Here is a 14,058-nt window from a genome sequence, read left to right as displayed (position 1 = left end):
GTTCAACTGTTTTAACTGTGACTTTGATCACACTAAATTGTGGTAAGTTAAATTCACATACCTTTCAAACTTTAACCGTACCAAGCAGAAATCTCTATGATAGGATAAAAATGGAATAATAATTATTAATTAATATCACTTGTAATCTTCTCTTATCAATTATGAACAACCTTCACAATTCTGCCTCACAATTTTGTGATCTGCATCACAGTTAAAACAGTTGAACCATTATAAAGTCAAAGTACAAAGAAATGAAACTGAAAGGAAGAGACCTATGAAAAAAACAAAGGCTTATTCATTAGCGATGTTATGGACGATGATTTCCGGTTTCTTTTTCCTGCCTTGGAACGGGGCCGTTATGGCAGAAGAGATGGATCCAGCGCTTGCTTATAAAGAACTGGTGGTCCAGGTGATGCCCCAATATGCTGAACCTGAGGGTTGGGAACAAGGTGAGCCTGCTGTTCTTGTCGGCCAACACGGAGTTTTAACAAATGAGTCAGATGAAGAGTTCGAAGGCGAGATCCGAATCGCTGTCCCTGTTAATGAACCTTCCTTTGAGTTATCTTTAGTCGGCTATTTTAATGAAGACAATACAGTGACAGATGTAGATGCTTCGCTCGATGAAGAAACTGGTGAACTGGTCTGGAGCCCTGGTGAGAACCTTCAAGAAGGTGACACCTACCGGTATGTTATTGAATATTTTTTCGCTCCAATTGCAGAAGGGGAGCACAAGCAGTTTTCATATAGTTATGAGCTCGGTCTTCCAGCTGAAACATTCAACCTGCTGTTTGTAGAACCTTACGGAGCTGAAAACTTTACTTTAAGTGAAGAGCCAGACAGAGAGACTGAAATGTTAGGCGGGCCTGTGCATGCTTTTGACAGCGAGCCGGCTGAGCCGGGAACATCATTTGATTTAGAAGTTTCTTACGATAAAGAAGACACGATGACCACTTTGGAAGCCCTGGAGAGTCAAACACCCCCGGATGATGATGTCCACGCACAATTCAGGGATGACGCGGCACCTGAAGCAGCCGGAACAGGAAGCTCTCCTTTAATAGATACAGAAAGCGCGGTAATGATAAGCCTCTCAATTATTATTGCAGGCATCTTCGTCTTTTTCGGTCTAAGGAGCAGGGGAAAAACGGCACCGCCGCCAGCTCATACGAAAACGCGCAGCAAAAGTAAACCGGAAGAGACTGATACTAAAGCATTAAGGCAGAAATTGATCCGCGGGGAAATCGATGAAGAAACGTACAGAAAAGAACGATCTAAACGCTCATCTTAACAGGAGGGGACAGAGATGAAAAAAAATACGAAAGTGCTGATTGGCGGAGGAATGATTTTCTTAAGTATTTTAATTTTATTAATTACGGCGACCCCTGCCTCCAGCGGGTCAGAAGTACCTATTGAGCAACTGAAGCAGCAGCCTGAGGAATTTGAAGAGAGATATATTACGACAGAGGGTTTTCTGGTAGAGGGATCAGTTGACTGGAACCCTGATGAGATTGAGCTTCGTTTTGAAATTAAAGATGAAGAAGGTCTTGTGCTTCCGGTATTTTACCACGGTGTGCAGCCTGATAACTTTTCAGACGATGTGATAGTAATCGTCCATGGCTACACCCAGGAGGATGGATTGTTCGAAGCGGAAAAGGTGCAAACCCGATGTCCTTCCGTTTATGAAGGAGAAGATCCTGATAAGTACGATCCAGAGTTACACAGAGAAATGGATATTGACTTAAATACGGAAGTGGACTGACACTAATTATTCAGCAAAGTAGGTGAGCACCATGCATATTATCGGAAACGTCTCCATCTACCTCGCTTTTTTTCTATCCATTTATGCGTTTGCCGCTTATGTCCTGGGAATTAAAAAACAGGACCAGCGGTTGATCGATAGCGGAAAGGGAGCGACGATGGGTATATTTATCCTGGCAAGCATCTCAATGATTCTTATGTTTGTCCTGCTGGGAACAAGCCAGCTCCAATTTGAATATGTTTACCGTTACACAAGCACAGACCTTCCTGTGATGTATAAACTGGCTGCATTATGGGCTGGCAATGCCGGATCATTGCTTTTGTGGACTTTCTTCCTCGCTATGTACAGCGCGATGATTGCATTCTCAAGAAAAATGAAACGGAACCCAATGACACCTTATATTATCAGCATTATGATGCTGAATGTCATATTCTTTTATTTCATATTAAGTTTTGTTACCCAGCCATTTACTTTAATGGATGGGGTCCCTCCCGAAGGAAGAGGGTTAAATCCAATGCTTCAGGATCCGGGCATGATTTTCCATCCTGTGACACTTTATCTGGGATATGTGGGGCTGGCAGTGCCGTTTGCATTTGCGATAGCCTCGTTAATTGTAAAAAGTATGGATGCCTTCTGGATTCAAATGACACGGCGGTGGACGATAATAGCATGGGCTTTTCTCACGCTCGGTAATGTAATTGGCGGCTACTGGGCCTACACAGAACTCGGGTGGGGAGGCTACTGGGCATGGGACCCGGTGGAAAACGCCTCATTTATGCCTTGGCTTACTGTAACAGCCTACTTGCACTCTGTCATGATTCAGGAACGTAAGAACATGCTGAAGGTATGGAATTTAAGTTTAATTATTTTGTCTTATGCCTTAACGCTCTTCGGTACATTCCTTGTTCGAAGCGGTGTACTTACCTCAGTCCACGCATTCGGGGAAACAAACTTAGGTGCCTACTTCCTTGTATTCATGGCTTTTATGGTTATCCTGTCGATGTATGTACTTATGAGCCGTTACCACCTGATTAAAAAAGATACAGGGCAATTTGAATCTTTTCTTTCTAAAGAAAGTTCATTTCTGGTAAATAACCTGATTCTTCTCGGAGCAACATTCGCGGTTTTCTGGGGAACGGTGTTTCCGCTCGTCAGTGAAGCGGTACGGGGAACGAAAGTAACTGTCGGTGTACCTTTCTTTAATACAGTCATGTCACCGATTCTTCTGGCACTGCTGTTTATAATGGCGGTTTGCCCGCTTATTGCATGGCAGCGGTCAAGCATGAAAAACATCCGGGATAACTTTCTTATCCCAGCTATCATCAGTTTAGCTGTAGCAGCTGTGCTTGTCATTATGGGAATAAGGGATGCTTATCCGGTCATTGCGTTTGCTATCATCTCATTTATGGTTTTGACTCACCTGGTGGAGTTTATCAGAGGCACAAAAGCGAGACGGAAAGTAACGAAAGAAGCTGTTCCGGTAGCACTATTCAGGCTGATGATCAGAAGCAGGAGACGTTACGGCGGATATATCGTTCACTTAGGTATTGCCTTAATAGCTTTTGGAATTGTCGGATCGAACTTTGACGTTGAACGTATGGAAACTCTCAGTATCGGTGAATCTATGGAAATTGACCGCTATACTCTGACTTACGAGAATTTAGGACAGCGTACTGAAGGAGTCAATGACATTGTTTTTGCCAATATCGCTGTCGAAAAAGACGGCAGGGAACTCGGGTATATTCAGCCGGAAAGGATCTTCTATTTAAACTGGGAGGAGCCATCGACTGAAGTGGCTGTAAGAAGCACCCTCCGTGAAGATTTATATGTTGTTTTAAGCGGGTGGGAAGAGGACCAGCGAGCTACCTTTCAGGTAAAAGTTAACCCGCTGGTGAAATGGATCTGGATCGGAAGTTATGTTCTGGTGATTGGTTCAATTTTCGCTATTTGGGGCGGCCGTTACGGCCAGGTTACTCCGAGATATGCCGGACCTGAAAGGAAGGTGCATTAATGATGGCTTCCCGTATGCTGATGATTTTGGCGGTATTGCTTATTGTCTCTGTTCCTGCCATGGCTCAAGGCGGTTATGACAGGAACTCACCTGAATTCCGTGAAAGCACCTCTCAGTTTATGTGTTTATGCGGCTGCGGCCAGGACCATTTTGAATGCAACATGGACGGCTGTGGTTTAAATGAACAGTTTAAAACAGAAATACTGGAAATGTTGAATGAGGGCTATGACAAAGGCGAGATTAAAGACCATTATGTCACTATGTACGGCGAAGTCATTTTAACCGCCCCTGAAAAAAGCGGTTTTAGTCTTACGGCATGGGTCACGCCATTCATTCTTCTTGCCGGGGCAGGCGGGGGTGTGACTTTTCTAATCAGAAAGTGGGTCAGGAAATCAAAGGGTGTAAACCACGTCTCTCAAAAGGATGACGGGGATGGAGATGAAGCAGAAAAGGACATTCTCAACTCGTTGATTGAAGAAGAGCGTAAAAAGCATTTTTAAGGTGGGAAGAGCAATGCACACATTAAAAATCACAGCTATTATTTATGTCATTCTGGCAGCAGCGTTCTCAACAGCGTACGGACAAGAAGCGTATGATATAAACTCCACAGAAGTAAAAGAAATCGCAGGTTATCTTTCTATGGAAGGGCATAGTGAACATGATTTAGCCACATGCTCGACTAAACAGCGTTATTATGAAGAAATTGCAGAGATGCTAAATGACGGTTACACCAAAGAGGAGATCCTTCAGGATTATGAAGCGATGTATGGAGAACAGGGGTTCAGGGAGCCTGACAAATCAGGGTTCAGCATTCTTGCCTGGACTATTCCCTTTCTGATGCTTGGGGCTGGAAGTACCGCGTTTATCCTGAGGATAAAAAAACAGGTGAATAACCAAAGGCGGGAAAATGAAACCTTACCGGCTGAGCGGAACGCGGATGAAAATACAGAAGATGAAGTGATTCGGACTATCATAGAAGAAGAAAAACGAAAGCATTTTTGATATAGGGTGTGGTAACAATGGGATATTTCGTAAGCGCACTGATTGTCGGTCTCTGTCTGTACCTGGTTATCCAGCCATTCTTTACAAACAAAAAAGAGTGGCGGCGGGATGAGGTGAAAGACGATTTGGACAGTATGACCCTGGAGCAGGCCTATGCGACAATAAATGAACTGGAAATGGAATTTAATATGGGAAAACTTCCGGAGAAAGATTACCAATCCTTAAAGGCTCAATATGAACGTATTGCTGCCAGTAAGCTGAAGGAAGAGGCTTACGAAGGAGGGAGTCCTGATAAAACAGCTGACCCTGAAGCTGGGGAGGCAGACAATACGATCGACGATGAAATTAACCGGGAGCTGGAAGAAATGAGGGAAAAGCGAAAGGGGGAGTAGGCGATGTTATTAAACTTGTCAACAGCAGGGGTGCCTGCCAGTTTTAACCCGTCACTCCACCCTGAAGGTCATATGAAAATGTGGTATGCATCTCCTCTTACCAGATTTGACCCTCACCTTATGACAGCTTTGTTCATTGTTATCATCGTCTTTGGAGTCAGCTATTTTCTATATGTAAAACGTAAGCATCGTGAAAAAGAAGATAATTGGAAAAACGATAAACAGGAAAAGCAGTTCCAGGATTTAATGGCAAAGAAAGAGATAACGCTGCGCAAGCTTCTGGAACTTGAAGAGGCATTTGACCGCGGCGAACTGGATGAGAAAGATTACGAGCAGAAAGCGGCTGGATATAAAACCTATCTTTATCAGGTTAAAAAACAGCTCAATGATTTCTTAAATTAACGAGGAAGCGGGGGATCGGCATGATTGAAACTAAAGCACTGACAAAAACAATAGGTGAAAAAATGATCCTTCGCGGAGTTAATCTAAAGGTGAATAAAGGGGAAGCAGTAGCGGTTTTAGGTACAAACGGAGCTGGTAAAAGTACCTGGCTCAAAATTGTCGCCGGACTTCTTAAACCTTCTTCAGGAGAAATTTTTCTAAAGGGCCAGCCGAGAAAAAAAGATGATTTTGAGCAGCAGAAAGTGCTTGGTTATCTTGGCCATCAAAGCTTCTTGTATGATGCTTTCTCACCCGTTGAAAACCTTAAATTCTTTGCCAGGCTGTATCACATTTCTTCACCTGATACACGAATTAATAAGCTTATTGAGGACGTAGGCCTGGCGTATTTTAAACATGAGCCTGTCCGCTCATTTTCAAGAGGAATGATTCAAAGACTGGCAATTGCCAGGGCTATTCTTCATAAACCTGATATTCTGCTTCTGGATGAACCTCATACAGGGCTTGACCAGCAGGCTGTCTCTCTTTTTAACCGTCTGCTGCTTGATCTGAAAGCAGAGGGAGTAACCATCATTATGGTTACGCATGATTTTCAGCAGATCAGCACAGTGTGTGACAGGGCAGTGGTTCTGAGGAAAGGAAGAATCGCTGAAGATGAGTTAATACGCGGACGGCCTGTCAGCTGGATCCATTCTCTGTATGAAGGGGAGGCGGCTACATCATGAAACATTTGCTTGCTCCTGCCCTCGCTATTGCCAGGAAAGACCTTTATGCAGAGTGGAAAACAAAACAGACGATTACGACGATGCTTATATTTTCCGGACTGGTCATTTTAACGTTCAGTTTCGCATTTGACCCGTCCAATCAGGCAGTCAGCGCACTCGTTCCCGGGATGATCTGGGTCATTACCATTTTTGCAGGGATTCTTGGCTTAAACCGGTCATTTACAACGGAAAAGCAGCACGACCACTTACACGGGATGATGGTGGCACCGGTAGATCCGTCAGGTATATATATAGGAAAGTTTCTGGCTAATCTTGTGTTTGTTCTTGTCGTACAGGTGGTTTCAATTCCTTTATTATTTTTACTGTTTGATTTTCAAGTCCCCGCATACAGCAGCATTTTTTATTTTCTTCTTATTATATTTTTAGGGACTTTTGGATTTATTGCTGTAGGGACTCTGCTGGCCGCTTTAGCTTCTCACGCAAAAAGCAGTGAAATGCTTCTGCCGATTCTTCTGTTTCCTCTGGTTACACCGGTGATCATTGCCGCGGTCCAGGCGACCAGACTGGTTTTAACAGAGCAAGAGGGGGCGGCAGCCGCCCTCAGCTGGATGCAGCTGATGGGAGCGTATGATGTCATCTTTTTTGCAGCTGGATTTTTATTATTTGAATATGTGCTGGAGGTGTAAGAAATGACACAAGACCGTGAAGAGATGAAAGGGTTACTTCCTACGAAGCTTCATAAAGTTCTTATTATTACCGCTGTGCCCATGACATTGGCAGCTCTCTACCTTGTATTTGTCTGGTCGCCTGTGGAACGAATCATGGGGCCCGTGCAAAAAATCTTTTATTTTCATGTGGCGTCTGCCTGGAATGCTTTTTTTGCCTTTTTCATTGTATTCGTGTTCAGTCTGTTGTTCTTATTTACAAAAAAACGGAAATATGATCTTATCGCAGGGGTAAGCGGCGAAATTGGAGTTGTGTTTACTGCAATTGTTCTTACTACAGGTCCAATTTGGGCGAGGTCAGCCTGGAATACGTGGTGGACATGGGAGCCGAGGCTGACAACGACATTAATACTCTTTTTCATGTACATTGCTTACATTATGATTCGTAATCTCGACATGGAATGGCAGAAACGAGCCCGGCTGGCCTCAGTATTTGGAATTATAGGGTTCGTAAACGTGCCGATTGTCTACATGTCAATTCGCTGGTGGGAATCAAACCTTCACCCGGTCGTCATGTCGGAAGGCGCTGAAGGGGCAGGGGGCGGGCTTGACCCAAGCATGCTCTTTACGTTAATCTTTTCGGTTTTCACTTTAACTCTCATCTATTTCATTCTCTTACAAAAGGGATTATATGTCGAAAAACTTAAGTTGCAAGTGAAGAAATTAAAAGCAAAAGAGCAAGAAAAAATGATCAGCTGAGGAGGAATAATAATGACTTATTTATTTGCAGCGTATTCAGTTATTTGGCTTTTGATTGCAGGTTATGTGTGGATGATCGGAAAAAGACAGAACGATGCAATGAAAGAAATAAACTTTCTGCGCGAGATGAAGGAAGACTAGGCTGATAAAGGGATGAGGGAGGTGGTTTCTGTTGAATAAAACAAGATGGTTCCAGGCGGCAACCGGATTATTTGTAATAGGTATCCTCATCACCTTCGTCATAGGCCTGAGAGTTCAAGGTGATACGGTAGGGATAGGGGATGAAGCATACAACTTTGAATTAGAGGACCAGGCGGGAGAGATATATCAGCTCGATGCATATAAAGGAAAGCCGGTAGTTTTAAATTTCTTCTCTACGTGGTGCAAGCCCTGTGAATCACAGGCTCCGGAGATGATGCAATTTACAGAGGAATTCCAAGATGAAGTCTACGTCTTTACTGTTGTCAAATCAGAATCTAAGAGGGCTGTTGAGCGTTTTGTTGAACGAACCGGGTACGATAGTAAAACATATGTGTTTGATTTTGACCTGGAGGTCTCCCAGCGTTACGGGATTGTGGGGCAGCCTGAAACAGTAATCATTGATGAGAACGGTGTCGTAGCAGACCATATCGTCGGTTCAGTCAACAGAGATGTTATGGCCAAAAAAGTAAGCGATTTAATGGATAACTAATAATTTTCAACATAGACTGAGACAAAAGAAGAGTGACCACAAAGGCATCCGAACAAATTTTACGAATTTGTTTGGATGTCTTTTTGATAATAGGAGCCACCTTCTTCTGACCAGGCTTAATTCTTTGTGGAATTCTCCCCTTTAGAGTAAGCATTTGCTATCTTATTAAAAAAATCGTACAATTTTTATGCTGAAAGACTTACAAAGGCGGGGCGGTTATGGAAACGTTCGGAATTCAGAGAGAGATCGATTTTATGAGAGAAGCTATAAAGGAAGCTAAGAAGGCGCGTTCTCTAGGTGAGGTGCCTATCGGAGCCGTCATTGTAAAAGAAGGTGAAATTATAGCCCGCGGCTATAATCAGCGGGAGCAAAACCAGATAGCAACGGCTCATGCCGAGCTGCTTGCTATCGAACGGGCATGCCAGTCACAAGGAAGCTGGCGCCTGGAAGGGTGCACACTCTATGTCACGCTGGAACCTTGTCCTATGTGCGCCGGCGCGATAATACAGTCGCGGATCGACCGGGTCGTCTATGGAGCATCTGACCCTAAAGCTGGCTGCTGCGGCACACTTATGAACCTTCTGGATGAACCTCGTTTCAACCATCAGAGCCCTGTTAAAAGCGGTATTCTGGCTGAAGAAACAGGACAGCTTCTGACTGACTTTTTCCGCGGGCTCAGGGCTAAAAAGAAAAAAAAGCCGCAACAAAGTGAGTAAGAGCAATATATCGGGTATTATTTAATAATAGGACTTTTAAAAAAGGAGGGAGACTTTATGAGACCTAACCAGATTTCACTGGAAACGGCCCAAATGATCTCTAAAAAACTAAATATGCCGCTGGAGCATGTGATGCATACACCGCCGCATATTTTAATGGAAAAATTAAATAAAGTAGAAAACAGCGACGGATCGGAAAAGAAAGATTCAAAAGAAGAGTGACTCATGGGCGTCACTGATAAGAAATAACGCGGTTTATACGACTAGTTTATTTTTAAATTTTACTATTATTTCATTTGGGTTTAGCTGTTGCAATTATATTAAAAAACCGTTATACTATTATATGTGTCGCCTTAGTTCCTACTTGGAGGAACAAGCACACCTGAAAATATTATCAACTTTGTCGTGCTAAGCGGGGAGGTAGCGGTGCCCTGTACTCGCAATCCGCTATAGCGAGGCCGAATCCCTTTCCGAGGTTACAGGTTCTCATGGTCTGCCCTGAGTAAGTGGTGTTGACAACCGGGTTCCGCGCAACGGAATCCCGTGAACCCTGTCAGGTCCGGAAGGAAGCAGCAGTAAGCGGGTTCTTCCGTGTGCCGCGGAGTTGCCTGGTTCGAGCAAACTGCTCAGGTAACGCTTGAGAGCCTGTGATCGACGAAAGGTGCACGGCATATTAATATGATTATCAGTAAAGCTGTCCTGTAAGGGCAGCTTTTTTGCTGTTCGGGACAGCTGATTTTACCTGTATATGACCGATTATAAAACGGGGAAATAAGCAAATTTTAAGAATAATTATGAGAAAAATCGGCTGAACTATTATTTTTTCGGGTGGGGTTCTTTTCTTAAAGATTCATTTTGAAATCCTCTCTCTGTATCGGTATAATAAGGAATGAATTAATAATTAGAACGACAGGCAGCCGTTCCCTTCCTTGGGAGGGGTGTGCCCCAGGGAATGAAAGAGGGAAGGTTGAGAGATATGGGTTATCAAGCGCTATACCGGGTGTGGCGACCGGCGCGCCTGGCTGATGTGGTGGGTCAGGAGCACATTACAAAAACTTTACAAAATGCGTTGGTTCAGGAGAAGCTCTCTCACGCCTACTTATTTACAGGGCCCCGTGGGACAGGAAAAACAAGTGCTGCCAAAATTGTCTCAAAGGCTATTAACTGTGAAAAAGCGCCTGTGGCTGAACCTTGCAACGAATGCAGTACCTGCCTAGGTATTCAGGACGGCAGTATTGTCGATGTTATGGAGATAGATGCTGCCAGTAACAACGGTGTTGATGAAATCCGGGATATCCGCGATAAAGTAAAGTTTGCTCCGAGTGCAGCCCGTTTTAAAGTTTATATTATTGACGAAGTGCATATGCTGTCCACAGGAGCATTCAATGCGCTCTTAAAAACGCTGGAGGAACCACCGAGGCATGTTATCTTTATCCTTGCTACGACAGAACCTCACAAAATTCCTCTTACTATTATTTCCCGGTGCCAAAGATTTGACTTCAAACGTATTTCGGCCCATGCCATGCTTAAACGTATGGAAGAAATTTTAGACAACAGCGATGTAAAAGTGGAAGAAGATGCCCTGTCCCTCATCGCCCGTGCCTCTGAAGGCGGGATGCGGGACGCTCTCAGCTTGTTGGATCAGGCTATCTCATATGCGGATGAAGCAGTGAAGACAGAGGACGTTTTATCGATTATCGGCGCCGTTTCCCAGCAGCTGCTTCATCATGTAGTAAAATCAATACAAGCCGGGGAGGTTGCCGAAGGCCTTGAAGCGATTGACACTTTAATGAAGGAAGGGAAAGATCCGAACCGGTTTATTGAAGACTTGATTTTCTTTTTTAGAGATGTGCTTATGGTCAAAGCTGCCCCTGAACTGGAAGAGTCACTGGACCGGCTGACGGGAGACGAAGCTTTCAAAGGAGTAGCTGAGGAGCTGGACGAAAACTGGGTTTTTGAAATGATGGATAAACTTAACCACTTTCAGCAGCAAATGAAATGGGCGAGCCATCCCCAAGTCTTTCTTGAGATGTTCGTTGTCCAGGCTTGTCAAAAAACAAGCAGCCGGGGGAGTTCTTCGGGGGCACCTGTCGACCTGGACCATAATGAAACGATTATTTCCCTGCAAAAGAAGGTTAAACAGCTGGAATCCTCATTACAAAAGCTGCAGGCAGGTGCACAGAGTTCAGAAGGTGCAGCCGCAGCCGAACCGGCAAGGCAGAAACCTAAACCAGTCCCAAGCAGTGCGAAAAGCCGTGCTCATACTAAAAAAGTAAAAGAGATGCTGCACAGTGCAACGAAACAGAATCTTCAGACGCTTTCCAGCGGGTGGGGCCAGATTATTGAACAGGTTAAACAGAAAAGTGTCCCTGCTTCGGCATGGCTGAATGACTGTAAACCTGTGGCCTGTTCAGACGATCAGTTTGTCCTTGCTTTCCGTAATGAAATGCACCGTGATATGGTTGGTGAGAAATTCAGAGATTTAGTTGAAGAGGCCGTTACAGTGACTGTGCAAAAAGATTTAAATATGCTCACTATTCTTGCGGCGCACTGGGAAGAAGTTAAAGAAGCCTATGTGAAAGAACAGAAAACAAATGGAAGCAGTTCTTCAGAGGGAGAGCCTGCTCAAGAACATAAAGAAGAAAACCCTGTTATCGATGAAGCTGTCAAATTAGTCGGCCGAGATTTACTGGAAATAAAAGAATAAAAAACTTTTAATAAAAGAAGGAGATGTTCAAATGAAAAACATGGGTAATATGATGAAGCAAATGCAGAAAATGCAAAAAGATATGCAGAAAGCCCAAGAGCAGTTAAAAGAAGAAACAGTTGAAGCAACTGCTGGAGGCGGCATGGTGAAAGTCATTGCGAGCGGGGAAAAGCGGATCCTTGATATACAGATTAATGAAGAAGCCGTCGATCCCGATGATGTAGAAATGCTGGAAGATTTAGTGTTAGCTGCTACAAATGAAGCGCTGAATAAAGTGGATGACGTAGTAAATGAAAAGATGGGTAAATTCACAAAAGGCATGAACCTGCCGGGCATGATGTAAAAGCTGAAAAGGTGTTATTATGAAAGGGAGGACTTGGTGACGAAAAGCCAAGTCTTTTCTAGTCGTCCGGTCTTTCTCAAATTCATTCACAGGCCACCGGATAAAACAGTGAAATTTATATAGAGTTAGCTCGAAAGGAGGAAGTGACAGATGCAATATCCTCAACCCATATCTAAACTGATTGAAGGGTTCATGCGTTTACCGGGGATTGGACCAAAAACAGCGGCAAGATTGGCTTTCTACGTACTGGATATGAAGGAAGACGATGTGCTGGATTTCGCTAAAGCCCTTGTGAATGCTAAACGTGAATTAACATACTGCTCGGTCTGCCACCACATTACCGACACGGACCCTTGCCGGATTTGTGATGACCAGGGGCGTGACCGCTCGGTGATTTGCATAGTGCAGGAATCTAAAGACGTTATTGCAATGGAAAAAATGAGAGAATACGGCGGGTTGTATCACGTGCTTCACGGCGCTATTTCTCCTGTAGACGGAATCGGGCCGGAAGATATTTATATTCCCGATTTACTGAAGCGTCTTCAGGATGATACTGTACAGGAACTTATTATTGCGACAAACCCTAATATTGAAGGGGAAGCTACAGCGATGTATATTTCCCGCCTTGTCAAACCGACAGGAATCAGAGTAACCAGAATAGCCCACGGACTTCCTGTAGGAGGAGACTTGGAATATGCAGATGAAGTGACCTTATCCAAGGCCATAGAAGGCCGGCGGGAGCTGTAAATTTTAAATTTACGAGTTCCTGGCAGGCTGCAATGTTTTTCGTCAGAGAGGATAACCTGAAAAGATATTTGAGGTGGGGGTTAAATGTTTAAAAAAGCTAAGAAGAAGAGGAAACTCCGTCTTCAAAAAGACCAGGAACTAATACATGCGTTAGATCAAATTAAGAATAAAGCAGAAGAGTATGAAACTTATCTCAAGAACTCCATTGACTCAGAGGGATATGTTAACAGCAGAGCCCGGCTGGAGAGGGCGAAATATTTATTTCTATTAAAGGAAGCAAGAGTAAGGAAAACGACTATCTATTAATGGAAGGGCATAACAATGAATGAAAAATCAATCAGCAACCAGGGAAACAAAAGCAGTGTTGATTTTCCCCTGTGAGCTGATTGTTTCAGTCCATGGCCAATCAGGAGCTTCTTAATAAGAAGCCGTAAGGATTCCGGCAGGGTGATAGCAGATAGCTTGTTCTATTTACAGAGATGAGGACATACATTAAAGAGACCGTCTTTGCAGAAAGCGCAGGGAAGGTCGATCTTTAAAAAGTAAAGGAGATGTCTTCATATGGAACCTTTAGTCATGTTATCTTTGCTGGCAGGGATGATTTTTCTGCTGCTGATGATTGGAGCCCCTGTTAAGTTCTTAAAGTTTGTGGGGACAGGAGCAGTCAGGCTGCTTATTGGTGCCCTGCTCTTATTTTTCTTAAATACGTTCGGTTCAGCATTCGATTACCATTTGCCAATCAACGTGTTTACTGCATCTGTATCCGGATTTCTTGGAGTGCCTGGAATTATTGCGTTAATTTTTACTGATATGCTGCTTATACGGTAACTTTTCTAAACGGCTTAAAATTATTTAATTTATTTATTGAAAAGTGTTGACGGCTATTTTCCTGCGTGGTATATTATTACTTGTCGCTGTTGAAGAGGAAACATAAATCAACAGCCGGAATTAAAAAAATAAAAAAAGTTGTTGACTTAATTGTTTGAAGGTGTTATGATGATTAAGTCGCTAAAAAACGACTTTGGTTATTTTGACCTTTGAAAACTAAACAAAAAGCCAAGCGAAGAGGGATATTTAAATATCCCGTCAATGAATTATTTTTATTTTGATGTCAGAGACATCGAACTCTTTTATGGAGAGTTTGA

The 14,058-nt window shown here is 43.5% G+C and carries 19 protein-coding genes and 1 other RNA gene; all 20 read left to right on the top strand.

Annotated elements, in window-relative coordinates; genetic code table 11:
• Nucleotides 1-274: 274 nt before the first annotated feature.
• The 20 genes from K8O68_RS10370 to K8O68_RS10275 all read left to right on the top strand — a co-directional run bounded on the left by K8O68_RS10370 (nt 275) and on the right by K8O68_RS10275 (nt 13,741).
• Nucleotides 275-1,285, top strand: a complete 1,011-nt coding sequence (locus K8O68_RS10370) for an SHOCT domain-containing protein (protein ID WP_230896816.1) — start codon at nt 275-277, stop codon at nt 1,283-1,285.
• A gap of 15 nt (nt 1,286-1,300) precedes the next feature.
• Nucleotides 1,301-1,756: a cytochrome c maturation protein CcmE gene (locus tag K8O68_RS10365; RefSeq protein WP_093056106.1), complete on the top strand. Its 456-nt coding sequence runs from the start codon at nt 1,301-1,303 to the stop codon at nt 1,754-1,756.
• Nucleotides 1,757-1,787: 31 nt separating this feature from the next.
• On the top strand, nt 1,788-3,767 hold the full coding sequence (locus tag K8O68_RS10360) for a heme lyase CcmF/NrfE family subunit (protein WP_230896815.1): 1,980 nt from the start codon (nt 1,788-1,790) through the stop codon (nt 3,765-3,767).
• The gene (locus K8O68_RS10355; protein ID WP_230896814.1) at nt 3,767-4,267 is read left to right on the top strand and encodes a cytochrome c-type biogenesis protein; all 501 of its coding nucleotides are present in this window, start codon (nt 3,767-3,769) and stop codon (nt 4,265-4,267) included. Before K8O68_RS10360 ends, K8O68_RS10355 begins: the two co-directional genes overlap by 1 nt.
• Nucleotides 4,268-4,280: 13 nt before the next feature.
• The gene (locus K8O68_RS10350; protein WP_230896813.1) at nt 4,281-4,769 is read left to right on the top strand and encodes a cytochrome c-type biogenesis protein CcmH; all 489 of its coding nucleotides are present in this window, start codon (nt 4,281-4,283) and stop codon (nt 4,767-4,769) included.
• Between the two features lie 17 nt (nt 4,770-4,786).
• A complete protein-coding gene (locus tag K8O68_RS10345; RefSeq protein ID WP_230896812.1) occupies nt 4,787-5,161 on the top strand; it encodes a hypothetical protein in 375 nt (124 codons plus the stop codon).
• Between the two features lie 3 nt (nt 5,162-5,164).
• Nucleotides 5,165-5,563 carry a hypothetical protein gene (locus K8O68_RS10340; protein ID WP_230896811.1) on the top strand — a complete coding sequence of 133 codons (399 nt, stop codon included), beginning with the start codon at nt 5,165-5,167 and terminating at the stop codon, nt 5,561-5,563.
• 20 nt (nt 5,564-5,583) lie between these two features.
• Entirely contained in the window at nt 5,584-6,285 is a 702-nt protein-coding gene (gene ccmA / locus K8O68_RS10335) for a heme ABC exporter ATP-binding protein CcmA (RefSeq protein ID WP_230896810.1), read from the top strand.
• A complete protein-coding gene (locus tag K8O68_RS10330; RefSeq protein WP_230896809.1) occupies nt 6,282-6,971 on the top strand; it encodes a heme exporter protein CcmB in 690 nt (229 codons plus the stop codon). Before ccmA ends, K8O68_RS10330 begins: the two co-directional genes overlap by 4 nt.
• A gap of 3 nt (nt 6,972-6,974) precedes the next feature.
• Complete coding sequence (locus K8O68_RS10325) at nt 6,975-7,709, top strand: cytochrome c biogenesis protein (RefSeq protein ID WP_230896808.1); 735 nt, start codon at nt 6,975-6,977, stop codon at nt 7,707-7,709.
• Nucleotides 7,710-7,721: 12 nt separating this feature from the next.
• Nucleotides 7,722-7,850: a CcmD family protein gene (locus K8O68_RS10320; RefSeq protein WP_093056091.1), complete on the top strand. Its 129-nt coding sequence runs from the start codon at nt 7,722-7,724 to the stop codon at nt 7,848-7,850.
• A 31-nt stretch (nt 7,851-7,881) separates the two neighbouring features.
• The gene (locus K8O68_RS10315) at nt 7,882-8,400 is read left to right on the top strand and encodes a TlpA family protein disulfide reductase (RefSeq protein WP_230896807.1); all 519 of its coding nucleotides are present in this window, start codon (nt 7,882-7,884) and stop codon (nt 8,398-8,400) included.
• A gap of 218 nt (nt 8,401-8,618) precedes the next feature.
• Entirely contained in the window at nt 8,619-9,116 is a 498-nt protein-coding gene (gene tadA, locus K8O68_RS10310) for a tRNA adenosine(34) deaminase TadA (protein WP_230896806.1), read from the top strand.
• Nucleotides 9,117-9,173: 57 nt separating this feature from the next.
• Nucleotides 9,174-9,338: a YycC family protein gene (locus K8O68_RS10305; protein WP_093056085.1), complete on the top strand. Its 165-nt coding sequence runs from the start codon at nt 9,174-9,176 to the stop codon at nt 9,336-9,338.
• A gap of 181 nt (nt 9,339-9,519) precedes the next feature.
• Nucleotides 9,520-9,785, top strand: an RNA gene (gene ffs / locus K8O68_RS10300) — signal recognition particle sRNA large type.
• Nucleotides 9,786-10,092: 307 nt separating this feature from the next.
• Nucleotides 10,093-11,823 carry a DNA polymerase III subunit gamma/tau gene (dnaX, locus tag K8O68_RS10295; protein WP_230896805.1) on the top strand — a complete coding sequence of 577 codons (1,731 nt, stop codon included), beginning with the start codon at nt 10,093-10,095 and terminating at the stop codon, nt 11,821-11,823.
• A 31-nt stretch (nt 11,824-11,854) separates the two neighbouring features.
• Nucleotides 11,855-12,166 (top strand): YbaB/EbfC family nucleoid-associated protein, encoded by a 312-nt coding sequence (locus K8O68_RS10290; protein ID WP_093056083.1) that lies wholly within the window; start codon nt 11,855-11,857, stop codon nt 12,164-12,166.
• A gap of 150 nt (nt 12,167-12,316) precedes the next feature.
• The gene (recR, locus tag K8O68_RS10285; protein ID WP_230896804.1) at nt 12,317-12,913 is read left to right on the top strand and encodes a recombination mediator RecR; all 597 of its coding nucleotides are present in this window, start codon (nt 12,317-12,319) and stop codon (nt 12,911-12,913) included.
• 84 nt (nt 12,914-12,997) lie between these two features.
• Nucleotides 12,998-13,219, top strand: coding sequence for a DUF2508 family protein (locus tag K8O68_RS10280; RefSeq protein WP_230896803.1), 222 nt, complete (start codon nt 12,998-13,000; stop codon nt 13,217-13,219).
• Nucleotides 13,220-13,474: 255 nt separating this feature from the next.
• Nucleotides 13,475-13,741 (top strand): pro-sigmaK processing inhibitor BofA family protein, encoded by a 267-nt coding sequence (locus tag K8O68_RS10275; protein ID WP_093056075.1) that lies wholly within the window; start codon nt 13,475-13,477, stop codon nt 13,739-13,741.
• Nucleotides 13,742-14,058: the final 317 nt, after the last annotated feature.

Source organism: Salipaludibacillus sp. CUR1 (genome assembly GCF_021028955.1).
Classification (GTDB): Bacteria; Bacillota; Bacilli; order Bacillales; family Salisediminibacteriaceae; genus Salipaludibacillus.
The sequence above is the reverse complement of the archived record's forward strand: the minus strand, read 5'-3'. Positions and strand labels throughout refer to the sequence as shown.